Origin of the sequence: Pseudoalteromonas sp. A3 (genome assembly GCF_025942345.1) — a bacterium.
Classification (GTDB): domain Bacteria; phylum Pseudomonadota; class Gammaproteobacteria; order Enterobacterales; family Alteromonadaceae; genus Pseudoalteromonas; species Pseudoalteromonas atlantica.
In genome coordinates, this window is the sequence record NZ_JAPCKL010000013.1 from 85,360 (window position 1) to 109,254 (window position 23,895).

Annotated in this window: 23 protein-coding genes and 1 pseudogene; 6 read left to right on the forward strand and 18 right to left on the reverse strand. The window is 39.2% G+C overall.

Annotation, left to right across the window (positions count from 1 at the left end; genetic code table 11):
• Positions 1-74: 74 nt before the first annotated feature.
• The 3 genes from OIZ54_RS17510 to OIZ54_RS17520 all read right to left on the reverse strand — a co-directional run bounded on the left by OIZ54_RS17510 (position 75) and on the right by OIZ54_RS17520 (position 1,369).
• Positions 75-629 carry a hypothetical protein gene (locus tag OIZ54_RS17510; RefSeq protein WP_154945977.1) on the reverse strand — a complete coding sequence of 185 codons (555 nt, stop codon included), beginning with the start codon at positions 627-629 and terminating at the stop codon, positions 75-77.
• Between the two features lie 192 nt (positions 630-821).
• Positions 822-1,220 (reverse strand): hypothetical protein, encoded by a 399-nt coding sequence (locus OIZ54_RS17515; protein ID WP_154945976.1) that lies wholly within the window; start codon positions 1,218-1,220, stop codon positions 822-824.
• Between the two features lie 2 nt (positions 1,221-1,222).
• The gene (locus OIZ54_RS17520) at positions 1,223-1,369 is read right to left on the reverse strand and encodes a hypothetical protein (protein ID WP_186807309.1); all 147 of its coding nucleotides are present in this window, start codon (positions 1,367-1,369) and stop codon (positions 1,223-1,225) included.
• Positions 1,370-1,494: 125 nt separating this feature from the next.
• Here OIZ54_RS17520 and OIZ54_RS17525 point away from each other — a divergent pair, with 125 nt between their 5' ends.
• A complete protein-coding gene (locus OIZ54_RS17525) occupies positions 1,495-1,782 on the forward strand; it encodes a hypothetical protein (protein WP_154945975.1) in 288 nt (95 codons plus the stop codon).
• Between the two features lie 36 nt (positions 1,783-1,818).
• Here the strand turns inward: OIZ54_RS17525 and OIZ54_RS17530 are convergent, their stop codons facing one another.
• The 3 genes from OIZ54_RS17530 to OIZ54_RS17540 all read right to left on the reverse strand — a co-directional run bounded on the left by OIZ54_RS17530 (position 1,819) and on the right by OIZ54_RS17540 (position 3,297).
• Positions 1,819-2,004 (reverse strand): hypothetical protein, encoded by a 186-nt coding sequence (locus OIZ54_RS17530; RefSeq protein WP_016899764.1) that lies wholly within the window; start codon positions 2,002-2,004, stop codon positions 1,819-1,821.
• 164 nt (positions 2,005-2,168) lie between these two features.
• The gene (locus tag OIZ54_RS17535; RefSeq protein ID WP_154945974.1) at positions 2,169-2,408 is read right to left on the reverse strand and encodes a hypothetical protein; all 240 of its coding nucleotides are present in this window, start codon (positions 2,406-2,408) and stop codon (positions 2,169-2,171) included.
• On the reverse strand, positions 2,401-3,297 hold the full coding sequence (locus tag OIZ54_RS17540; RefSeq protein ID WP_154945973.1) for a hypothetical protein: 897 nt from the start codon (positions 3,295-3,297) through the stop codon (positions 2,401-2,403). Before OIZ54_RS17540 ends, OIZ54_RS17535 begins: the two co-directional genes overlap by 8 nt.
• Positions 3,298-3,920: 623 nt before the next feature.
• Between OIZ54_RS17540 and OIZ54_RS17545 the strand changes: the two genes are divergently transcribed.
• Positions 3,921-5,354, forward strand: a complete 1,434-nt coding sequence (locus OIZ54_RS17545; RefSeq protein WP_264390937.1) for a PIN-like domain-containing protein — start codon at positions 3,921-3,923, stop codon at positions 5,352-5,354.
• 46 nt (positions 5,355-5,400) lie between these two features.
• On the opposite strand, the pseudogene OIZ54_RS17550 reads toward OIZ54_RS17545, so the two are convergent.
• Positions 5,401-5,755 (reverse strand): annotated as a pseudogene (locus tag OIZ54_RS17550) (LexA family protein).
• Between the two features lie 431 nt (positions 5,756-6,186).
• Between OIZ54_RS17550 and OIZ54_RS17555 the strand changes: the two are divergent.
• Entirely contained in the window at positions 6,187-6,510 is a 324-nt protein-coding gene (locus OIZ54_RS17555) for a DUF2845 domain-containing protein (RefSeq protein WP_154945820.1), read from the forward strand.
• A gap of 58 nt (positions 6,511-6,568) precedes the next feature.
• Here OIZ54_RS17555 and OIZ54_RS17560 read toward each other — a convergent pair whose 3' ends face one another.
• The 3 genes from OIZ54_RS17560 to OIZ54_RS17570 form a co-directional block, all read right to left on the reverse strand.
• Positions 6,569-6,817 carry a hypothetical protein gene (locus OIZ54_RS17560; protein ID WP_004587250.1) on the reverse strand — a complete coding sequence of 83 codons (249 nt, stop codon included), beginning with the start codon at positions 6,815-6,817 and terminating at the stop codon, positions 6,569-6,571.
• A gap of 165 nt (positions 6,818-6,982) precedes the next feature.
• Positions 6,983-8,551, reverse strand: coding sequence for a cyanophycinase (locus tag OIZ54_RS17565; protein WP_264390938.1), 1,569 nt, complete (start codon positions 8,549-8,551; stop codon positions 6,983-6,985).
• A 185-nt stretch (positions 8,552-8,736) separates the two neighbouring features.
• Positions 8,737-11,256 (reverse strand): UvrD-helicase domain-containing protein, encoded by a 2,520-nt coding sequence (locus OIZ54_RS17570; RefSeq protein ID WP_264390940.1) that lies wholly within the window; start codon positions 11,254-11,256, stop codon positions 8,737-8,739.
• Between the two features lie 297 nt (positions 11,257-11,553).
• On the opposite strand from OIZ54_RS17570, the gene OIZ54_RS17575 reads away from it, so the two are divergent.
• The 3 genes from OIZ54_RS17575 to OIZ54_RS17585 all read left to right on the forward strand — a co-directional run bounded on the left by OIZ54_RS17575 (position 11,554) and on the right by OIZ54_RS17585 (position 13,778).
• On the forward strand, positions 11,554-12,138 hold the full coding sequence (locus OIZ54_RS17575; RefSeq protein WP_024032189.1) for a hypothetical protein: 585 nt from the start codon (positions 11,554-11,556) through the stop codon (positions 12,136-12,138).
• Between the two features lie 64 nt (positions 12,139-12,202).
• Positions 12,203-13,117 (forward strand): M14 family metallocarboxypeptidase, encoded by a 915-nt coding sequence (locus OIZ54_RS17580; RefSeq protein WP_154945823.1) that lies wholly within the window; start codon positions 12,203-12,205, stop codon positions 13,115-13,117.
• 250 nt (positions 13,118-13,367) lie between these two features.
• Positions 13,368-13,778 (forward strand): hypothetical protein, encoded by a 411-nt coding sequence (locus OIZ54_RS17585; protein ID WP_055255319.1) that lies wholly within the window; start codon positions 13,368-13,370, stop codon positions 13,776-13,778.
• 18 nt (positions 13,779-13,796) lie between these two features.
• Here the strand turns inward: OIZ54_RS17585 and ccoG are convergent, their stop codons facing one another.
• The 8 genes from ccoG to OIZ54_RS17625 form a co-directional block, all read right to left on the reverse strand.
• Positions 13,797-15,179 (reverse strand): cytochrome c oxidase accessory protein CcoG, encoded by a 1,383-nt coding sequence (ccoG, locus tag OIZ54_RS17590; protein ID WP_264390942.1) that lies wholly within the window; start codon positions 15,177-15,179, stop codon positions 13,797-13,799.
• 144 nt (positions 15,180-15,323) lie between these two features.
• Positions 15,324-16,742, reverse strand: coding sequence for a sigma-54 interaction domain-containing protein (locus OIZ54_RS17595; protein ID WP_154945825.1), 1,419 nt, complete (start codon positions 16,740-16,742; stop codon positions 15,324-15,326).
• A gap of 57 nt (positions 16,743-16,799) precedes the next feature.
• Positions 16,800-18,119, reverse strand: coding sequence for an ABC1 kinase family protein (locus tag OIZ54_RS17600; protein ID WP_154945826.1), 1,320 nt, complete (start codon positions 18,117-18,119; stop codon positions 16,800-16,802).
• 115 nt (positions 18,120-18,234) lie between these two features.
• The gene (locus OIZ54_RS17605; protein WP_154945827.1) at positions 18,235-18,792 is read right to left on the reverse strand and encodes a DUF1439 domain-containing protein; all 558 of its coding nucleotides are present in this window, start codon (positions 18,790-18,792) and stop codon (positions 18,235-18,237) included.
• Between the two features lie 93 nt (positions 18,793-18,885).
• The gene (locus OIZ54_RS17610) at positions 18,886-21,567 is read right to left on the reverse strand and encodes a DUF349 domain-containing protein (protein ID WP_154945828.1); all 2,682 of its coding nucleotides are present in this window, start codon (positions 21,565-21,567) and stop codon (positions 18,886-18,888) included.
• Entirely contained in the window at positions 21,557-21,838 is a 282-nt protein-coding gene (locus OIZ54_RS17615) for a YeaC family protein (protein WP_004587239.1), read from the reverse strand. Before OIZ54_RS17615 ends, OIZ54_RS17610 begins: the two co-directional genes overlap by 11 nt.
• Before the next feature lies 1 nt (position 21,839).
• Positions 21,840-22,166: a hypothetical protein gene (locus OIZ54_RS17620; protein ID WP_004587238.1), complete on the reverse strand. Its 327-nt coding sequence runs from the start codon at positions 22,164-22,166 to the stop codon at positions 21,840-21,842.
• A 59-nt stretch (positions 22,167-22,225) separates the two neighbouring features.
• A complete protein-coding gene (locus tag OIZ54_RS17625; protein WP_004587237.1) occupies positions 22,226-23,893 on the reverse strand; it encodes an alanine/glycine:cation symporter family protein in 1,668 nt (555 codons plus the stop codon).
• Between the last annotated feature and the right edge of the window lie 2 nt (positions 23,894-23,895).

Below are 23,895 nucleotides of genomic sequence, written 5' to 3' on the forward strand. Positions count from 1 at the left end.
TAAAGTTTCATATTAGACCTTTATTGCAGGCATAAAAAAACCTCAATAAGCGGGTTCAATAAATTGAATAATATCTATTCGAAACCAAGTAAAAAGGTCTCTGTAAATTCGCGTTGTTGGATAGAGGTAAATTGCACGACTAATTGCGCACTTTGCAATGTGTCATGCACTTTTACATACTGAAAATAATCTTTTGCTTTAAGACTTAGGACTTCATGTTCGGTACTTGCAGCTAAAACCGCAGGGTGGCTATACCTATTTTCCATATCACCATGGAGTTTCACTAATTCATTCAAGAAACCAGCTAAGGAGAACTCCTTACCATCCAAAAGAACGTTTACACTAAAATCAAGAGCTGGCCCTGTCCCATAGTTATTTACAAAAATCGCATAGGAAAAATTATTGTTATGTCCAGATTCAAATTTTGTTACTATCGGTGTTATTGAATTTATGTACTGAGCTTTGTTAGATTTCAGACCTGAATACGCAAAAATAAATGTAATTAATGTAGCTGTAAGTGCTATTAAATCACTCAACTTAACTTCAAATGAAAAGCTTTGGCCTAAGATTACACCTGTACAGACACATAGCACAACAGCAGCAATTATCATTAAATCTGGTTTTCGCATAAAAATCCCTCATCTTTATGGGGAAGCAATATTACCACGGCAACTCTAAATACAAAATATGGGCACAAAAAATCCGCAAGCAACAAAACTAAGCGGATTTATTCAGCAAAAAGAATGGGGGCATTACGAACGATTAAGGCCATGCTCCACAAATACCAAGCCCATAAAAACCCGCTTAATTTGTGGGCTTTATCACTTTAAAATGATTAAGCTTCTTTCTGTTGGTAAATAGAAGTTACCTTCATTATCGTAATGATGATACAAATCCACGATATTGATACTATCGCCCTGATCAAACCATTGAAAATGAAGCACCCAATCAGAGGTTTTATACTTACTATGGTTTTGCTCATACTCAGGAATACCAATGTGGTAATGCCATAGGTGATTGTTTAGAGCAAAATTATAATCATCTTGATCCATATAGTTACCACTAAAAGAGCTAGAAATCTTGCCTTCGTAAAGACTAAAATCACCTAACCCATGCTCGGTAAAAACATCTGTAAAATCGAGAACTTTGTTTTGCTGGTCTTCGGGGAAATATTGAAATTGACTAGCGAAGTCGTCACTAAACGTCCATGTATACGTCAATACTACTTCGCTCTGGATAGGATCAATTGTCTGACTTGCTCACGAGACAAACCAGCAGGTACAGTGTTAACCTTACCTGCAATGGCTTTTTCCATTCTTTCTCTATTGAACACTTTGTTTTCTTGCTTATGTTGTACTTTAGCTAACATATAACGCTCCTCAGATACCAATAAGGCACTACTGCGATCTTAGGATATCGCATTTGCAATGTCTAGTGTTATTTTTAACCAAAAATTAGAGAATATCTAACTTTCCCTTTAATTAAGGGTAAAAAATGGCTTATCTATTTACATACACTGAAACAGAAAAACCAAAATATAAAGACTCATGGATCACTAATGAGCAGCAAGAAATATTTGAAATAACACGCTTTTACGATGAAATGGAGGCACTGGAATACCTTGATGATGTAATAGGAGGCAATGGCCTTACAACTGACTTAATGAGTTTTACAGATATGGGGCGCAAAGACTCACCAATACAACTCACTTTATTTGATTACGTCCCCATGATTGAAGCTCTAGAAAGTTGGCATGAATTAATAGACAAAAATACAAAGTAGATATGTTCTTAGCCTACTCATCAACTTGACAGTAGGCTATTTAGCTTCTTTAGCATCCATTAAATTAGATTGAGCGATAACAGCTTTTTGGAATTCTGCATCAATTTTTTTAGTGCAAATACCCATGTCTTCGGCCTCTTTACGCCTTTTAGTTAAATATCCAATTCGCTTGTCTAACTTATTGTTCGCATGCATCAATGCAGGGCTTTGGATATTCAACATCGCTAGCAACCAGTCGCCTATATACACAATTACAGTTATAACTAAAGGAGTACAAACTGTTAAAACATTTAAAAAATCTGACTCTGAGTAGCAATATTGAAAAATTGCTAACGCAACGGTATTACCGCCAGCAATAAAGGCTCCTATTTTTTTTGTATTATCTTTCAGAAGCCCCCCCTTGCTAATAAAAGCTTGTTTACTAACTCTTCATCATCTTTCAAATCTATCCGCTCAAATCGAATAGTGCCATTTTCATCTGTTATTTCGATGGTTAAATACTTAGGAGGAAAAAATTTAGCTGTTAACCATCTACCTATGTTATAAAACACATACCCGCAGTAAGGTAGACATAATAAAATGCCTACCATCGCGATTAGTTGTATATATGCTTCAGTTTCACTCATTATCTTTTATGATCTTCGCTTCTGGCCTAGTTCTATGCCGCAAAATACGTTTTACTTCTTTGCTATAAATTGGGCTATTACCTGTTCTGTGCTTTTTAGTCGTCTTAATAATGGCGCTGAATAAATCATCTTTTACAAAGTTTTGTTCATTACCTTTAATTCTAGCTAAAAATCCTTCATCTGACATTTTAGCTGTAACCACATCACCATCAGGCAATCGTACTTGCCAACCACTCGAACCTTCAAAGTTAATTTTTACAAATCGAATATCTTTAGTTTCTTCGGTTTCAGTAATTTCATCTACTACAGTTTTAGCCGGTGTTTTGAAATTTTGAACATCATCGCTCTCATAAATCAATTCATTACCATCTTGATCGGTAATCTTAAATTTAGCGTCTGTAGTGCCTTCTAAAGGTGCTTTAATAACTGTATCTAAGTCTTTGCGAAGCTCTCTATTTAATACTAATTTAGCGACATCATCGTCTAATTCCAATGATTCATCATCACTAAAATGTAGTTTTGTTTTCCCTGATTCGGTCTTTTCTGTCAGCTTAATTGTACGTGATTTAATCTCTGCAATTGCACCTAATACAGTGGCCGATGCTGCTACTGAACCACCTGCAAAACCTAACAGAGTTAATGGGTTTATGCCAGCTGCATTGAGATACGTTACAAATTCAACAACAAACGACCCTTCAGAATGAGCTTTTACATCCAGCTCTAAGTCTGACTCTTCACCATTCAATGATTTGTCGGCATTTTTAAGCGCTTTTGATGTACTAATAATTGCGGCGCCAAGTTTTTCAGCGTCAATGGTATGGTCTTTGGTTTCAGACGTATCATAAGATATTTCAAACACGTACTTAGTTTTATTATTATTCTTATCCAAAATTGCGCCTCAAGGTGTTAAGCAGACGCGGCATTATAGAGTAAAAATAACTAAATACTACACGTCCGTATGTAATAACTTTTGAACAATATATAATTATTAATGCTGCAATACAAGCGATCACTCTATGCGTTAAGTGCAAGTTCAGCACAAGATTTGTGTAACCTGAGACTCCTGATAAACTCATATTCTACGCATTAATTTTTTCAAACAACCTAGGAAGCATTAACCTTAACAACACTAAGCTTTAGACACATCAAACCAACAATACGATGTACTTTGATTATTTGACTAGGGTCTGTTGATCTTTCAAGGTTAAATTTGCAGCAGTCTGTTTGGTATTTAGGCAAGGCAGAGCCTATGTAGTGTTGTTATTCCCCATAAATGGGCGATAACGTAGCATTAATGCCAAACAGGCGCTGCCCAAAGGGTTCTTCCTAGGGTCTATTTACTCTTTGTTGCTCGGTTTTTACTTAGCCCACTAGGTTACAAACCTCGCGCCGCAATTAAATAGCCCCTAGTTTGAACAAATTTTAATCCGCAAAGAACAACAGACCCTAGTATTTCAACTAAAAAATTTTTACTATGAATAATAGTTACATAAAAAACTCTCATGGATAGAAATGAACACCTTTAATAATTTACTAAAAACACACCAAGACTCAGAAGAAATAGATTTTGATGTCATCTGGAAAGAGGGCACATTTGTATTCGACTCGAATGTACTTCTAGATTTGTACAGACTGCCTGAATCAGCCAGTGCAGACTTAATAAAGGTGCTTAACTCAAAAGATTTTAATCCACGAGTTTGGATTGGTTTTCAAGTGATATTGGAATTTCTTAATAATAGACACTCTACAATAGGTGATCAAAAAGGAAGGTTTAATGAAGTTAAAAAGTTAGTTGGTGATTCTATAATGAAGTTTGATGAAGCTATAGCCGATTTAAAAACCTCACTAAAAAAACTCAAACTTAACGAGAGGCACTCAGTTATAGAACCAGATAAATTTATAACTGATGAAAATATCACTAAAAGTAAGACTTTTTTACAAGAATTTATAAATGAACTTAACGACTTAGAAATAAAGCATCCCGATGTACATCAAAAAGATAAATTCAAAGATGTTGTTCTCAATATTTTTGAAGGAAAAATAGGTGAAGCTTTTACTAAAGATGAGCTTAATGATATTTATGAAACAGCCGAGGACCGTTATCAAAAAAAAATCCCACCAGGATACCTAGATTTTAAAAAAGATGGCTCTTACTTTGTTGGCGAACTAGAATTCATTAGAAAGTATGGTGACTTGTTGCTATGGAGAGAAATAATAAAAAAAGCTGAATCTGATGGTATTGAACATCTGGTCTTAGTTACTGGGGATGTGAAGGAAGATTGGTGGCTCAAAAAACGAGGTAAAAACTTAAACGCCAGACTAGAACTACTAAATGAGATCTACTCTAGTTTACCGAACCTAAAGTCTTTTTATTTATACGACACATCAAGCTTTTTGAAAAATGCAAAGTCACAGCTAAATTTAGATATTAGTGAAGCAACGATAGAACAAGCTAATGAATTAGTAAGCGAAAATAGTATACCAAAAAGCGACTCTAAACATTCAGTAAACCTATACAATGCAATAGCCGCTACTAAAGACTTCTTTGACACCTTAAAAACATCTATACATCCTGCTATTAAGACAATTCCTCATGTGAATTCAGATATAAATATTATTTGTGCAGCTTTCGCTGAAATATTCCAAAACGTTGAATATCATAGTTTAGATAAAAAATTGACCATAACGCCTTCAGAAGATCTTCTGTATATTAATATTAATTTTACTAATAATGTAGATAAAGGTGCGGAAGAATATTTTACAAAAAACAGGTTCGGTGAAAAGATTGATCTAGCTACGGATGACCCATCCCTCTATCGAGGTTTTGGTTTACCGGAAGTAAGAAATAGCCTTTTAAAATATGGAATACGCACAAAATATCAATTTGAAAATAATAAATTTTCATTACAGTTAAAATTCCCAAAAACGATTTGCTACCAACAATAAAACCCCTTTAAACAGATGCCAATATGAACATCTATTTATATTGGCTTCACTGACATTTTGAAAACTCAGCACACGGTTTATGTAGCCTAATACTCCTTGTTACCACTCCTTCCAAACAGAATACATCTTCAGGTGATATATAAACTGGTACGTAGTCATCTGGTGCCGACATTAGCAAACGCTTTTCTTTATGAATTACTTTACAAACAAAGCTGCCATTGTAAGTCACCATCGAATATCCCTACCTCCTGCATAGACTGCCCCGATGCTACCCCCATAAAAGTAGCATCTGGATGTTTGATGAGTAACTGGTCTAAAGATAACCCCAGCTCTTTATATTGCGTTGCCGGTGATTCAAAACCACTAATCCCCGCTTCTATAAAAATAGGAATAACAAACATACATACACCAAAATAAAATACTGTTTGTTTATACAGCATAAATCTAATGAGCGAGTTTGGAAAGGCAAACTAACTTACTAAGGAAAGTGAGGCTTTTGATTAAGATTTTCTAATGAGTTGTTTATATTGAATTTTACTGATAACGTAAAAAATCGATTTGTAACAAGCGCCCTAACCGCTTGATTTTATTGAATTGTAAAAATGATAAAATTTGCAAAATCAACTGTATATAAAATCAGTTGATTGAATTTATAATTCATAAATTACAATAACTTAACTCATTATAGCGTCACATCATGGGGTGTCAGGGGTCGCAGGTTCAAATCCTGCCATACCGACCATTTAACCTCCTCTTTATTTCTTTTTCACTGTCATTTTTCTGTATTAACTTGTATACATAGCATTAAATACTCAGTGTTTAAGGATGACTTATGAAAAAACGTATTGTGTTTCCTCTGCTTTTATCTCTTTTTATTTCAAGCTTTGCGTTTGCTCAGGGTAGTTTTCGACTTAAAAACGGAAATCTATTAAGTGTGGGTAAAACTAAATCTGACATTGTAGCTGTAGTGGGCGCACCACTTTATAAAGATGCGCTTAATGAAGCTGTTGATATTGGTAATGGCGACAAATTAGTTAAAACAGAAGAGTTTACTTATAAACTAAAAGGCTCAATTGGTGGGATGTATATTGTATTGATCCGTTTTGAAAATAATATTGTGACCAGTATTAGTTCAAAACAAGTCGACAGGCTTTAAATATTTTAGAGTTAGTTTTAAGCAGTTAAAAGCGCCATACGGCGCTTTTTAGTTTTTATTAGTGTGTACGCCCTACGCCGTTACGCACCATATCTTTACCGTTTTCAAATACCTCGGCTGTTATGCCACGCGCCAGTAATAACTGTTGTTTGTCGTCAAATACTGCAACAAAATGGCTGCCGTCTTTATTGCTTGTAGCCATACCTACACCCGATACACCTTTTAAGCCTAAGCCGCCGTTTTCTACCATTACTAAAAAGTTCTCTAGCTCTGCTAGGTTGTCGATTATGTCGTGCTCGTTATTCATAAATTGCTCTTTGTAAAATCTGCTTGGTTAATGCCTATTTGCAAAACGTAACCACTAAATTAAGCGAATAGGTATAAATTACTTGGGCGCTATTTTATAGCCGATTAAAATAAACATAAACCTTTGTATCGGGTTATTAAGTATATTTAGTACTAGCGCTTAAGGTTAAAAGCGCTCTACATTCAGTGACAAATTACTTAATGCGCAACCATACGGCTGGGTATTAATGCGGTAATAATCCGTATTTTTTGTGGCAGTTAAATTTATTAAAAGGTCATCTTGTTGCCCTACCGCACTTTGCTCTTGGCTTAGGCACATAGCTTGCGTAAGCGAGCGTAGTTTTGAATCGGTTAAAATATTGGCAAAACGCTGCACCGGTAAAGGCGGTATTTTAACAGGCGCTAATGCTTGGCTAATGGTGCGCTCGCTAAGTTCAAACCCGGCATTAGTAATATCTATTACACTGCGAGCAGGCCAGTACGAGTAGTTATAGCTGCTTGCTTTTTGCTGCGTACTTAAATGCGCAACGCCACTTTGCCCTATTACGGTCATTAAATTTCCTTTGTTGGATTTAATAACAACAAGGGCTGTGTTTTCATCAATACCAAAACCGTGCTTAATATCACCGTTTTTTTGCTTTGCGGCATTTAATGTACTGGCTAAGTTTAGCGTTTGATTTTGCTCACTAAAGCGGGTACTCAGTGGCCCATAGGTAAACGAGTTTAACCCGTTAAGTGCATTAGGCTGTGGAGCAAGCTTTTCTTTTAATACCGCTTCGCTTTGGTGCTGTGAGAGATAGACGTTTTCACTTTGTATTTTGCTTCCTGCACCTAGCCCTACAATAACAGGGCGAGTTTTAAGCGCGTTCGTCCAGGGGTAGGCAGTATTATTTTCATCATACAGTGCTTTTAAAGCATTTTTAGCCGTGCCGTCGCTAAATAAAACACCGGTACTGGTGTTTATTAAATTAACTAACGCCTCAACCCCATTATTACAAAGTGTTTGCTCAGCCTTTATGAGCTCGGGGTATACATTGCTGCGATTATACAGGTTCATTTGTGAGTGACGCAGCGCCGGTAAATCACTACAGGTATTGTTAGTAATTGCTTTAGCAAGTGCAGGTGTAAGCGGCAACCATTGGCTGGTTACACCTTTTGGTAAAAGTGTTTTAAGCGCCTCTACCTGTGCGTATGGGTCGCGCTGGGCTGCGCTAATAATTAATAAGGTAGGTGTTGGGTTAGCAACCTTTAAGCTCCCCGCTATAAATTGCAATATGTCGTTGCTTGGTGGCTCAGCTTTTGGGGTGGTGTTTGCATGAGGTTGTTCGAGCATATCAAACACAAAGTTAAACTCTTGCTTTGTTAGGCTATTAAGTTGCTCGTTGTTTATATCCCGCCATTGCCAAAGCAGCTCACTTTTAGAGACTGCGTTTGCATTTTTGCTACTAAGGGCACGTAAGGTATTTAAAACATTTGCTTGGTTATTTGTATTGTTAGTCGGCCAATTTAATTTTATTTGCTCAATATTAGTATTGGTTACCTTAAACACGCTTTGTGACTTTGAGTTATTTTGCGTATTGCAACTTTGCGCCGCATTAGCACTGCAACTATTAATTGTACTACCGGCTAAAATAAGGGTTTGATCTTGCTGCTGGGCAGCCCCTTTAAATGAAAATAAAGTAAATAAAACGAATATAAAGCTCACTCGCTTAGTAAAAAAAGCACGGGTACGCATAACGCTCTCAAAAATGATCTAAATAGGCGTTAAGTTTAACAGCATGTAATGGCAGGCTAAATAGTAAATGTGGGTCTCGATGATTGCGACACATGGCATTAGTGTATAAAGCAATTTTGACTGCTAGTTAAAAAAGCGCGATGTGCGTTTTACGCAGCCAATACTCTTACATTTAACCATTAATCTTACTTATTATCCTTACTCTGTTTTACAAACAAATTAGAGGCTATATCAATAGGGTAATTATCATTTATTAGCTCGCTAATAAATTCAGAACACGCAGATGGCGGAGCAATTAAATAGCTTTTATGCTTAGCGCGCGTGATCCCTACGTACAATAAACGTCGCTCCTCTGAATGATTAAAGGTATCTTGTGCGGGCAATAATGCCTCAACAAGTAAATTGCCCGGATTATTGCTTGGAAAACCTAACTTGCCTTGCTCAAAACCTATAATAATACAGTAATCAGCCTCGAGTCCTTTTGAGCCATGCAGTGTCCAAAAATGCAGTGGGTTAGCAAAGTTGTTACCTGCTAAATGCTGCTCTACCTCATTAAGCATAAACCGATAACGGCTCAAGACGGCAATACTGGCTGTGTTATTATTTTTATTAATTGTGGCTATAGTTTGCTGCACTTTTAGTGCTACTGACTTTTTACCTTGGTGTAAATCATCAAGCAAAACAACTTGAGGGGTGCTTACTTGCGTATGTGTGGTGATATGCTTTTTATATTGTTCAGGGTTTTGCATTACAAAGCGCCCCGCTACCTCACTAATACTGTTGTTATATCTAAACGTTTTTTGCAATAACGTGAGTGAGTGACTGCCTATTAAATCGTTAAACTGCGTGGTGAGCGCCAAATTACCGCCTGAAAACCGATAAATAGCCTGCCAATCATCGCCAACCGCAGTAAAACAAGGTTGTGGACCACTCTTTATTAACGTATTTAAAAACGCCATGCGTGCGCATGAAATGTCTTGAAATTCATCAACTAAAATATGGCGCCAAGGTACACTTACCTCCCCCAATTTAACCGCCTGAGCTGCGCTTGCAATCATGTCGTCAAAATCAATAGCATCTTGCTCTTTTAATTTTTCGTAGTATGCACGCTGCATTGCCACCAATAATGTTGCATAACTTTTATGATTTATAATGCCACTTTTAGCTATTCGCGCTGCTATTTGAGAGTTAGACAGTTGCTCACCCCGTATTGCGCTTAGGCAGTTTAAGTATTTATTTATATTTTGCTTTAACAGCCCTGTTGCAGATAAACGCTCGTACACTGCCTGGTTATCTAAGGGGTTAATGTTCACTTTATGTTTTTGTAGTTGTGCATTTAAACGCTGCTCAAGCTGACCTTCTTGCCAGTTATAATGAAATGTTTGCACCAACGCATGACCCTGTTTTTTATGGTGCGCGCGTACATATTTAATATGCTCGCTATTGTGCAAGTTAGCCGCATGCTGCACTGAATTACCTTGCCTATCTGTCACAAAATGCGCCAAGTAAACCTGGTGCTGTGGCAAGTAAAAATCGGCGGTGTCATCATTTTGGTAAGTGTGTTCAATACCATGCATGTAAAGCCAGTTGGCAATTAATAAGAGCTGATAACTGCTTACTTTTAGCCCCGATAGGGTTTGATAGGTTTGTGCTTTTATTGTGGTTTTAGTTGCGGTTTTAGTTGCGGTTCTAGTTTCGGTATTGAGGCTATCAGTAGGTTCATACAGGTTCTCAACAAAGGTTTTACAAAAACGTGAGTCTGTTTTTAGGGTATTACTAAGCCACTGTGTAAACCATTTATTAAGCGCCATAGCATCGTTTGCAAAAGGCGATAAGCTACGTGTTTTATTAGCGCTTTGCAGTAACTTAAGCCCCAGCGCATGAAAGGTTAAAATAGTAGGCGGCGTAACGTTTAAATTTGCTTGTTGCGCCCTTAAATTAAAGCGTTGATTTAATTCGTTTGCTGCATTTTTATTATAAGCAAGTATCAATATTTGCTCGGGTTTTACACCACCATGAGCAATTAAATCCAGTGCCTTTGCAACCATTACTGAGGTTTTGCCAGTGCCTGCGGCCGCTAGCACTAAATTTTTGTCGTTATTGCGTATAACAGCAAGGCGTTGCTCGCGTGTAAGCGGGTTTGATTCAACCACATTATAAAAGTCGGCTCTTGCCGTTAGTGTTTTTTGCTCATAACTTTTACGTAGCTGCTCTGTGGCATGCGCTACTGTTGGTGAGCTACTTAAAATAGTTAAAAACTTAATATTAATGGCCGATAAATGCTGCTGCCATAGAACAGGTAAAGCGCCGTACTGCTGTGCCAGTGAAAACACCGCCGATTTTAATAACGGCACGTTTGAGTCGCGAAGATACTCGTTTGTTGCATAACGTTTTACAAGCGTTTTTGCTGTATTCACTTTTTCTTCTAGGTGATTGGCAAACTCGCTGTTTAGCTGCTCACTAAGCGTTTGAGCCTGCTGTTTATTTAAAAAGCTAATTACCGTTTTTTTATTATGGTTGAGGGTTATTTTCCCGCTAAATAGGCCTTTTTTAAATTGGGTAAAATTAGTAAAGTCGCTAATTAAATAGGCGCGTGAGGTATTATTTTTAAAAAGTATAACGAGTGAACTTTGCTTAATAGTAACGGTGCTAATACGCGTAAAAAAACGTCCTAACCAGCTTGGAGTGGCAATAAACTGCGCCATAAAACCTTGAATAAACTAAAATTAAAAATAAATTTTATCACAGTTTAAACGCCAAGGCGCGCCCCGCCTTAAAAGTGGCTGCGTGGTTAACCAAAGCATGTACAAGCAGGCCTTATAAAAAGCCAAAAGGCTGTGTACATTGGGTGTTTAAACTGCGGTAAACTGCTCCTAAAACAATCAACTCGTCTTAAGTATTTACTCTAAACAGGTGTTTATATTAGTTTAATTTCTCAGCTTAAATATTGAACAAATTACTGTATTAGTTTAATGTGAAGCTTTTATTAAACGAGAAATAATATGGATTTAACTAAGGAAGAGTTAAGTTTTATTTCGTCTGTTGTAGGCAGTAACAAGGACAATACAAACGATAACTCGCAGCTTAGCTTAAAAACGGCTTTGCCAGATACACTAAAAGGTTTGTTGTCTCACGCTAAATTAACCATGTTAGCTGAGGTGGGCCATTATCAGTTGTGGTTTCCGCTTGAGTTTAAGCTCAACGATGACGGCTACTTAAACCCCGTACTGAGTGCGCCTGAGGTAATTGATACCGAAGGTGTAGACAGAAGCTGGCGTTATTCAGACCTGCATTTACAAAGCGAGCGCTTTTATGTGCTTTCGCTCTCAAGCAGTGGCGTGCTATTAAAGCCGCGCGATCATCGCTATAGCCTTACCCACGCGCAACATATTACGTTTAAACTACCCAATAAGAAAAAAGTCACTCTGCTTATAGATTTAGTCCGTAAAACTAATTTAGGCTATGCCGCAAAAATTGTCAGTATCAAAAGTGGTAAAGAGGCATTACGTGAGTATTTATTTGAAAAACATAAACGTGAAAACGCCACCTTGTACGAAAACACGGCAGGTGTAACCGAGCATTTCTAGTTGCAGGCTTGTAATTGCAGCGATAAGCTAACGCCTTTATAAAGCGACAAGTTAAAGGCACACAATGAGCAACACTTTATACCCAATTGGTACCCCTAATAAACCATGGAACGACAGTGATAAAGCAGCATGGTTACAACTTCAACAAAAAAAGCGCGATTATAACCAGCTCGTAGTAAGTAAAATTACCCAGCCTAATGAGTTTTTAGATGTAGAGCAGTACGGCGAATTAAATTATTCGCCACTTAGCTTTGCACTTTATTTATTTAAAAGTAAAAATTGGCAAAGTGATCGCCCTACCGTGTTAATTACTGGCGGTGTGCACGGCTACGAAACAAGTGGCGTTATGGGTGCGCTGGCATTTGCTCAAACCGCTGTTGCATCTTATACAACGCGTTTTAACTTTATTATTGCACCTTGTATTAGCCCGTGGGGTTTTGAAACTATAAACCGCTGGAACCCAGAAGCTATTGATCCAAACCGCTCTTTTTACGATAACAGCCCTGCCCAAGAATCTGCAGCTATTATGAAATATGTAGCCTCGCTTAACACTGAGTTAGTTGCGCATATTGATCTGCACGAAACCACAGACACAGACAACAGTGAATTTAGACCCGCTTTGGCGGCGCGCGATGGTAAAATTAACACCAACTGGAACATACCAGATGGTTTTTATTTAGTGGCTGATAGCAAAAAGCCAGCACCTGATTTTCAAAAAGCCATTTTAAATAGTGTTGAAAAGGTAACGCACATAGCCCCCAGTGACGAAAACAATCAATTAATTGGTGTACCGCAGGAGCAATTTGGCGTTATAAATTACGCCGCTCGCGAATTGGGCTTATGCATGGGCTTTACCAATGCCCCTTATGTAACTACAACCGAAGTATACCCAGATAGCCCAACTGCCTCAGATGAGCAGTGTACTCAAGCGCAAGTTGCTGTTATTACCGGCGCGTTAGATTATTTAAAGTCACTTTAGTGGCTTTTAATACCCATGTGCAATAATACTTAATCATTTTGCGGGGCTAAACGTGTCGCTACCTAGGTTAAAAAATGCTCATTTACGACTGCATGGATGCAGAAGGTAGAGCAATGCAGGAGCAATTGCCAAGAACAACTAAATAGCGAATTTTTTGCCAAGCTATCAACATGTTTTCTAGCCTCAAGATAGCTAACTTAATTAAGCAAATTGGTATAAGTTATAAACTAATTTAAATTAGGAACCTACGATGAAGTATAAAAATAAGCATGCCGAGGTAACTTTATCCGTTGAGGGCAATATCATTATTGCCCAATTTAGCGGAAATTTAGACCTAGAGCTATTGGCCAACTTTAAAACTGCCCTTTTTGATACTGTGGCTGAATTTGAAGGTAAGCAATGGGGTTACATAAGCGACTCATCGTGTGTACTTGCAGCTACGCCCGATGCAGAGCAAGAAATGGTCGCCATAAGCACACAAATGCAGCACACTAATTGCTTGATAAGTGCATTTGTACTCACCTCCCCTATTGCTATAAGCCAAATGCAGCGAATAATGCAAAACGCTAAACGCGATGTAGATTTTAACCAATGTTTATTTGATAACCTAGATGCTGCAAAACGTTTTATTTCATCGCAATTAAATAATGGCGTGAGCTAATTTTAGCCCAAGCCATTGCTAGTTTTTATAAAACTGACTTGTTTTAGTAATCGCTATGTCAGGGTTTTCTACGGCGGTAATCACAAAGCTAACTGGGGTCACTTTTGTTGCTATGTCGTAGCCATCGGCGGTGACTGTAACCGGAATTTTTTTCATCACTCCTGGCAATACCAAAATAGAGCTTGGCGAACTAAGTGTGGCCACAGGTAGGCCTTCAATGGCTACGCCGTAGTGCAATGGCTGCTGGGTTTTATTGATAATAGTGAGTGTGTATGGGTTTTCTACCAAACCTTCATAATTTACACGATATAAAGCGTTTCTGTCGCGCAGTACCGATGCCTCTATTGGCGTACGTTGCAATACCCACGCAATCATAGAAATAAGTAATACCCCTGTTAATAAACCATACCCCACTAATTTAAGCCTAAATGGATTGGTTTTTTTACCTTCTAGCTGTTTTTCGCTGGCGTATTTAATTAACCCTTTTTGATAGCCAAATTTATCCATAGTGTCGTCACAGGCATCTATACATAAGCCACAATTTATACACTCGTATTGCAAGCCATTACGTATATCTATGCCCGCGGGGCATACCTCTACACATAAATTACAATCAACGCAGTCGCCTAAATTAAGGGCTTTAGGATCAGCTTTGCGTTTACGAGGGCCTCGGTTTTCGCCGCGCTTTGCATCGTAGCTCACTACCAATGTATCTTTATCAAACATCACCGATTGAAAGCGAGAATACGGACACGCCACATTACACATTTTTTCGCGTAAAAAGCCGGCATTTCCATAAGTACAAAATGCAAATAAAAACACCCAAAAGCTGGTAATGCCCGACCACTGTAAGGTAAACATTTCAAGGTATAAACTTTTAGCGGGTATAAAATACGCCATAAACGACGTTGCAGTAAGCAGCGATATAACAAGCCACGCAGCATGTTTTGTTATTTTTTTACGCCACTTTAATGCACTCCATGGCGATTTATCTAACTTTATACGCTGATTACGAGTACCTTCTATACGTTGCTCAACCCAACTAAACATTAACATCCAGATTGTTTGGGGGCAGGTATAACCACACCACACGCGGCCAAGCCAATTCGTGACAAAAAACAAAGCAAACGCGCCTACCATAAATAGCAGCGCTAAAATCATAAAGTCTTGCGGCAGTAAGGTTAAACCAAAAATAGTAAACTTTTGCGTGGCTACATCAAGTAGTACGGCTTGCTCACCTTTGTATTGAATCCAAGGAATGGCAATAAACATAAGCATAAGTAACCAACCAAGGTTACGGCGTATTTGTTGGTAAAAGCCTTTTTGCTCACGAATATAAATAGGCCCTGGTGTGTTATAGGGCTTGATGATCATATCTTCTTCTTTAATATCAAACTTCATAGTAGCTACTTAATAGTGACGGTATTAATGCTACTTTTGCAACTTTCAGACCAAGCTGAAAGCCTAACTAACCAATTGATATTAAATATATTTATAAATTACCGGAAAAATTGATCCGCGATATTTAACGACTAGCGCGATATATCACGTACTTTTGCTTATTCCTAGTTTGCGCATTTTTGAGCGTAAAGTGCTCTCGGGCAGGCCTAATTTGCAAGCAGCGCCTTTATCGCCAGATATTTGCCACTGTGATAATTCAAGCACCGCAATTATGTGCTGTTTTTGCGCCTCTGCAAGCGTAAGTGATGTATTTACAGCTGTGCTTGCATCGCCATGCAATGGCTGACTCAGTTTAAGGACAGTATGTTTAGTTAAAATAGCTTCGCGCTCTAGTACGTTTTGTAACTCGCGAATATTACCAGGCCAATCATAAGCTTGTAGTTGGCTAATCGCTTTTTTACTCACCCCTTTTATTTGCTTTGCTAAGCGTTTATTTAGTTGAGTAATTAAATTGGTACATAAATAAGGAATGTCTTCTTTGCGCTCTTTAAGCGCTGGCACTTTAATAGGAAACACATTAAGGCGGTAATATAAATCAATTCGAAAGGTGCCTTTTTGCACCATTTGCCATAAGTCGCGATTAGTTGCTGCCAATACTCTAATATTTACCTTAAGCGTAGTACTACCGCCAACCCGTTCAAACTCTTGCTCTTGTAATACCCGTAGCAATTTACTTTGCGCTTCTAATGGCAGCTCAGCAACTTCGTCTAAAAACAGTGTGCCTTTGTCGGCCAGTTCAAAGCGGCCTTTACGTCGCTCGTTTGCACCGGTAAACGCACCGCGCTCGTGGCCAAATAATTCAGACTCTAACAAGCTTGGCGTAAACGCTGCGCAGTTCACTTTTATAAAAGCTTGATTACTGCGTTTACTTAACCGGTGTAAGTTACGCGCCACCAGCTCTTTGCCTGTTCCATTTTCACCTAAAATTAATACTGTGCTGTCGGTTTCGCTAACGAGTTTAATTTGCGCCAACATAGCTTGAAAAACATGGCTTTGGCCAACTAAACCTGAGTCTTGCCAGTCTTCGTTAAGTTCTGCAATTAGGTAGTTATTTTCATCTTGCAGCTGCTCACTTAAATGCTTAACTTGCTCAAGCGCTTGCTTAAGTTCGTTTTGGGTTTGCTGCTGCGCCGATATATCGCGAAATACCGCGACCGCACCAATTAACTCACCTTGCCTGTAAACGGGGGTTGATGTGTATTCTACTGCAAACGAGGTGCCGTCTTTACGCCAAAATACTTCGTTTTTAACCTCGCGGCGTTTGCCATCAAACATGGTGCAATATATTTGGCATTCATCGGCTGGATAAGGAGAGCCGTCGGCGTGGCTGTGATGATGATACTGGTGTATTTTTTTGCCCAACAATTCTTGGGCTTTCCAGCCTGTCATACGTTCAGCGGCTGGGTTAACAAACACCGCATTGCCCGATAAATCAAAGCCGTAAATGCCCTCTCCTACCGCATTAAGTAAAAGTTTGGGGTCATTTAAAAATTGTTTTATCATTGCATCATCCTCGCGAAATATCACGATTATTATGCCATAAAGTGACGCGCTAAACAGTTAAATAAAGTGGCCTTTAATATAAGGCTTAAATAAAGCGTTAATATCTAGTTTTGCATTTAACTTTGCCGCAATTAAATAAAGCCCAGCTAGCTTACGATGAATAAACAACGCATCAACCGGCGGTGTATGCCATTGTTGCGACTGTGCGCTCAGCTCTAGCCCTGCATTTTTAATATTCGTTGCTAAGGGGCTGTTTTTAAAATCAAACTCGCCAGTGGTTCTTAGCGGCTCACACGCCATTAAAAACAAATCAATAACATGGCTTTTGTAAGAATCTAGTAGGGTATCTTTAAAATAACCTATTTCACGTGCTGCGCTTAACACGCCCGCCCTATTGTTTTCAGTGCCTGCAATAAATAGTGACAGGTAAGCCTTGCTCAATTTACTCGAGATCTCTCGGGTTGCCCCAAAGTCAAATAACACAATTTGCTTGCTCTGGGTCTGATAATGAAAATTAGCAAAGTTAGGGTCGGTTTGAATTAGCTTAAACTCAAACATTTCTTTAAAAAATAAATCTATGAGCCTAGCTGCAATGTTATTTTGCTCACCTTGGGGTAAATTGCTAAGCGCTTCTATAGGCGTTGCTTGTACATACTCCATTGCCAAAATGCGTTTAGTGTTGTGAACACCATATACTTTAGGCACTTTAAAATTAACGTGCTGGCTTAGCAACTCACCGTATCTTTTAAGGTAGTGTGCTTCGCGTTCATAATCAGCCTCGGCAAGTAGCTGCGCTTTAGCCTCATTTATGAGTGGCTGTATAACAAGCTCTTTAGGGATTAACCGCGCAATGTTTAATAGTGCAATAACATTGTCTACATCGCTATGTACACTTTGCGCTATACCTGGGTATTGAATTTTTACCGCCAGTTTTTCACCATTTTCTTGATAAGCTAAGTGCACTTGGCCAATAGACGCCGCTGCAAATGGCCTAAGTTCAATATGCGAAAAACGATTAAGCCAGTCTTCACCCCATTCACTTTTAAATACCTTAACTAATTGATTGTGCGGCATTGGGTTTGCATCAGCGCGAAGCAATGCGAGTAATTGAGTAAGTTCAGGACTTAATAGCTCGCCAGCATCCATAGAAAGTAATTGCCCTAGTTTCATGGCAGCACCACGAAGGTGTGCTAGCTGAACAGCTAGTTTTTCTATGTTTTTAGGTTGTAAGAGTAAAGCTTTATTATTCCAACCATTACCCGAGAGCGCACTTTTAGTGCCATCTATAAGCATGTTGGTTGCAACACCACCGGCTAAGGAGCCAAGCTTTGCAAATCGAGAGAGTCTTGAGGTAGGTATGCTGCGCGAAGCTGCCATTATAAAAACCTAATTAGCCTGAGAAACAGGCTAATTAATACGTACATTTTACTTTGCTCGATCTAATTAACCAAACGTTTGGGTAATAAAACTATCGTAAGCAGTGTGCTGTACATTAAAGGCGTGGTACTAATTTAATTGCCCCTTCAACCACTTTCATATCAAGGGGTAATTTGCTTAGCAGCATCATTTTAGGGTCATCCATATTTAACGTATAAACAGGGTTGAGGGCTAAAAAAGCATTAATTACTTCCATCGCTTCATTATCAAGCGCCGCTAAATTACCTTTAAAGCCACCAGCATCCACACTCGAATCTAGTAGTTTAACATTGCGTAAAAACACGGCTTTTTTTTCACTGTCGTAAAACGGGCTGCCTTCAATTTGCAGCTTTAAGCGTACTGGGTATTTTAATGCAAATGCATTTATTTCTGCACTTGAGTCTGCACCAAGTACTACTACATCACGGTTATCTGGACCAATATTTACACTTAAATCGTTTACATCAAACTGCACTGGCAGCCCCATTAAGCTCACCTTTTCGCTTAACTTAGGCAACTGTTTACCTAGCACACTTTCTACTTCTGAGCTGGTAAATGAGTAAACAGACAAGCCTTGTGTAGAATTACATGCGCTTAAAAATAGTGTGGTTAAAAACAGTAATAAAATTCTCATGCTAACCTTTATCCTCGTTGTAATTATAAAAAAGCCGCTTAAACAGCGGCTTTTATTATGCAATACCTGTATTTAATACAAGTTAATTACATATTATGCTGTAAAAATAGTTTTAATTTTAGCTAGTGTGTCAGGCTCAACTGAACCCTTACTGAGCGCTAATAGCTGCTTTAAATAATAGTTTAAATCAGCATGCTCACCACGGTGTTTATCATCAAGCATGGCTACTTGCTCTGCCATTCTAAGCGCTGCATTTTGCGAGCTTACATTGGCAAGAATTTCCATTCTTGTAATAAGCTGTTCACTACTAAGCGACGTCGCTAACGGAGCTTGAAATTGGCTTGGCACTACATCGTTGTTTTCAAGTGCAGTGATCAGCGCTTCAAATTGCGCATGCTGCGCTTGGCTTGTAAGTAAAGCTAGCTTTTCGTCAATAGCACTTAATAATGCTGCCACTTTTGACGCAAGCGATTTATATTGCGCGTAGCCTTTTACTTTGGTTTCTAGGTCATGCAATTGGGCTTTTTGATTAACTTGCTCAAGGGCACTTTCTAGCTCAGCCAGTTCTATTGCAGCTTGTTTATCTGTTTCGTTTTGAGCCAGCTTTTGCTGCTCAAACTCACTGCTACGTTTGCTAAAGGTTTCATCGTTATACTGGCGAAACTTTTGCCACAGCGCATTTTCGGCTTTTAAACCTGCAAAACCTATACTTTGCCATTGCTGTTGTAATTGCTTTAACTCTTGGCATGCTGCAGCTAAATCTTCACTTTGCGAAAGCGCTGAGGCGCGCTCCACTAAGGCATTTTTTTGTGCTGCGTTACCTTTATGGTATGCATTTAATATAGCAAGTACGCTCTGCTGCTGTGTTTTAAAGCTTTCGTTTAATACGCGGTATGTTTTAGGGTCAACTTTACCTACGCTACGCCACGCTTTATTTAAACGGTTGTATTGGCTTTCAAACTGCTTCCAATCAAAGCTTTCAATAGCGGTGTCTTGCTCGCTTAGTGCTTGCATATCGTTTATCAGTACTTCACGCTGGGCTTTTGCCGCTTCGCGCGCCACTTCTTGCTCGGCAAAGTAACTACGACACGGTGCAAACAACAGCTCTATGTTGCTATCAAACTGCTCACCTTGTTGTTTTTCTTGCTCTGTATCTAAACGGCCAAGCTCGTTCCAACGCTTACGAAACGCTTTAACTTGCTCAGCGCGATGTTGTGGGTCGTCACACGGTTGGTCGACTAAACCTGCCACTTCTTCAAGTAAGGCTTCGCGTTTTGGCGCGGCTGCGTATTTTTGCCAATCTTTTGCTTCTGCAAGTTGTGCTTCTAAATCGGCTTTTAAGTTTACGAGTGGCTGCTGAAATTGCGGTGTTAACTTATCAAACAACTCTTCAAAGCCTTTAAATACACCAAAAGCAACATTAAAGCGGCCTTGCTCAATAAGGCGTTTTACATCGCGTGCTTTACGTTTGGCTGTGCTTTGGTTTTTTTCAAGCGGTTTTGTCAGCTCACTCATTTGCGCTAAAAACTGCTTTTTATGCGTATTTAATTGCGATTTAAAGTTTTGCTGCAATGCCCCATCAACCACATTTAAATGGCTACGAGTTTGTTTAAATGCGTTATTAAAACAAGTTAAAACATCATCGTAATCAGCTAGCTGCTGCGCAGGCTCAATTGCTTTAAGCTGTTCAAAAGCAATTTTATACTGTGCAATTGCGCTACTAAGCTCTGGTAGTTTAGCCACCTGATTGAATAGTTTTTCAAGCTTTGTAATAACTTGCTTAGTTTGTGCGTTATCGCCGTGTTGGGCATCGGTTAACGTTTGCTTAGCTTGCGCTACTTTAGCCTCTAACCAATCTTGCTGAATTTGCTCTGGGGTTTCTAAGCCTAATTGCAACGCGTTTTCTATTTCTTCGCTCAATGCCTCAAGTGTTGCCAGAGCTAATAATTGGCGTTGTTGCTCGGCTAAACGCTGCTGTTGTTGCTCGTGCTGAGCTTTTAACGTAGCAATATGCGCATCGAGTTTATCGGTAATGCTGATGTATTTTTTATCTAGCTCTTTAACATGCTCTTCGCTTAACCATTTAAGTTCAAGTGCTTGCCACTGCACCATTAATTCGCCGGCTTGTGGGTTTACTATGGCGTAATCGTTTTTATCTCGCAGGGCATTTAGCTTTGCTAAAATAACGCGTGTTGCGCTCTCTACCTGAGCGGGCATTTCAATCGCTAAGCGTTCGTTTTCAACGTGTTGCTCAAGCTGCTGCTTAGCATCGCCTTTAGCGTGCTTTACTAATGGTTTAATAAGTTGATGCGTTATAACGAGCTCTACAAGTTGGCTTTGAAGCTCTTCGCTGCCCTCTTTAAACGCTTTTTCAATTAATTTAGGATTAGCTAAGCGCTTTAAAAGTTTAACGCGTACTTGCAGTTCTTTCTCTGCAAAGGCGAGTTTTTCTAGTGTTTTAACCGGTGCAAAACGGTCTATATACTCACTTTTAATTTGCGTGCTCAGTGCGCTTTCGTTGTTTAGCACTGCGTTTGAAATTTGTATTTCGGCTACATCTTTTAGCGCGTGATCTTGTTTATAGGCTTTCCACCACAGTGGTAAGTTATTTACTTTTTGTAATGCTTTGCGGCGTATTTCGGCTGAGTTATCTTCCAGCGCTAATGTGCTTAAAATTGATGCGTCGCGCTCTACATCAAGTTTTTCGATTGCGTCTAGACGAACTTGCTGCTTTGGGTGTTTCCACTTAGGTGTAAAAAGGTGTTTAAAGATCATGTTCACTAAACCTAGCTATTTCGTTTTCTGATTTAAATTCTTTTTGTAGTTGTGCTTTTGTCTTTTGGATCATTTCGCCATTAGCGCCAATGGTAAATTGCTCGTTTGATTGCGCTATTTTAGCTTGGTAAAGCATAACAAGTTGCACCGTTTGTTGCTTTTGCTCATCAGAGAGCGGCGTGCCATCGGGCCATTTGCCGGTTGAAGCACCGTACTGTAAACGCTCAAATAATTCTGGGGTTATATTTTGTACAAGGTTGTCAATATTCATGTCATCTTTTCTTTTTTAGAGTCACTAAAATAACGCGGTTTACTAAATACCAAATACAGCCAACACCAATCGCTACTGTATACGCGTACCATTGCAGGGTTTCTTTTGCGGGTTGTAAAAAGTATAAGCAAAAAAAGCCACCTAAAAATAGTATGAGCGCCAAGAAAGAATGGTTCATAAACATTTGCTGTTTTTTAATTCGCTGTTCGCGCTGAAGCTGTTGTACCTGCTCAGAGTTAAGCGCGCCAATGTTACTATTGCAATGCGGACACTGCTGATGTTTATCTGAAATTGATTTTGCACATTTGGGGCAATGAATAATCGCCATACTACTCTCCATACTACGCATAAAAAAAGCGCCTTGCGGCGCCTTTTATTGTACTTGTTTTATTGCTCGTTGTCTTTTTTGAATTTAACCCAGTAGTCATCTACGGATTGTTTCATTTCTTTGCGCAATAACATAATGCCAAATAAGTTAGGCAAGGTCATAACGACAATTGCAACGGCTGCTAATTTCCATACTAAAGTGGTATCGGCAAACGAAGCCCAAAAGAACGCGGCAACATAAAATACGCGATACGGCATAACTGAGCGATTACCAAGTAAGTAAATCATGGCACGGTCACCATAGTACGACCACGCTATGGCAGTAGAAAATGCGAATAACAATAAGCCTATCGATACTATGTATTGACCGCTATCGCCAAAAAAGCCTCGGGTAAACGCTTTGGTTGTCAGCTCTGCTGAGTGCACTAACGATTTACCAATTAAACTAATGCTGTCGTCGGTTGGCATACCGTTTTTAACTTCAACAATCCCTGTGTACTTATGTTTGTCGGTAATACCAAAACGTATGTCTTCACCAATTGAGCGTGAATGTAATACGGTAAAGCCATTACTTGTTGGCTCGCCATTAACTACATCAATGTTGCCGTTGAATAGCTCTACCTTGCTATCGTTACCGTTTAGGTAATTGTATAGCTCTTGGCGCTGCGCTTCGTTGGTTTCTGAGTAGTCACCTTTAATAATGCTCATTGACGATCGTTCAAAATGTGTTTCGAATTTTTCATTCCACACACCCGACGATAAAATAACTAAGCCTGTTAATGTACAAATAATAATGGTATCGATAAACGGCTCTAAAATTGACACCATGCCTTCAGACACAGGTTCATCCGCTTTTGCCGATGCGTGGGCAATGGGTGCAGAACCTTGACCGGCCTCATTTGAGAACAAGCCACGGTTTACACCTCTGTTAAATGCATACGCAAAAGAGGCACCTAAAAAGCCACCGGCTGCAGCAGAGCCTGTAAATGCATCAACAAATATTGACGCAAACGAAGGGCCGATGTTTTCAATGTTATAAAAAATAACACCTAACGCACCTATGATATAAATCACGGCCATAATGGGCACAACACGTGATGTAATAGCAGCAATACGACGAATACCACCTAAAATAACCAACGCAAGTAAAATAGATAACACAGCACCGGTTGCCATAGGTGCAAAACCAAATGTGGCTTCCATACCCTGCGCTATGTTGTTAATTTGTGGCAAACTGCCCGTACCAAAAGAGCTAATTACAGTGGCAACAGCAAATAAAATAGCAAGCCACTTCATGTTTAGGCGTTTATCCATGTAATACATAGGGCCACCCGCCATGGTGCCATCTTGGGTTTTTTCGCGGTATTTATGCGAAAGCGTAACTTCTACAAATTTGGTGGTCATACCAAAAAATGCCGTCATCCACATCCAAAATAATGCCGCGGGGCCACCAATAGAAATAGCCAAGGCTACCCCACCAATGTTACCTGTACCTACCGTACCAGAGAGCGCAGTAGCCAGTGCTTGAAAATGTGTTGTGTCACCCTCGGTGCCTTTTTTATCAAATTTGCCTGTAACTACTTTACACGCATGTTTGAAATAACGAATTTGTGGGAACTTTAAATAAATAGTAAAAAATAGACCGACTCCTAGCAGCACGTAGGGAAACCAAACTGCGCCCCCTAACATGCCATCTAGGCTATCTAAAAGTTGTCCGAATGCATCCACGC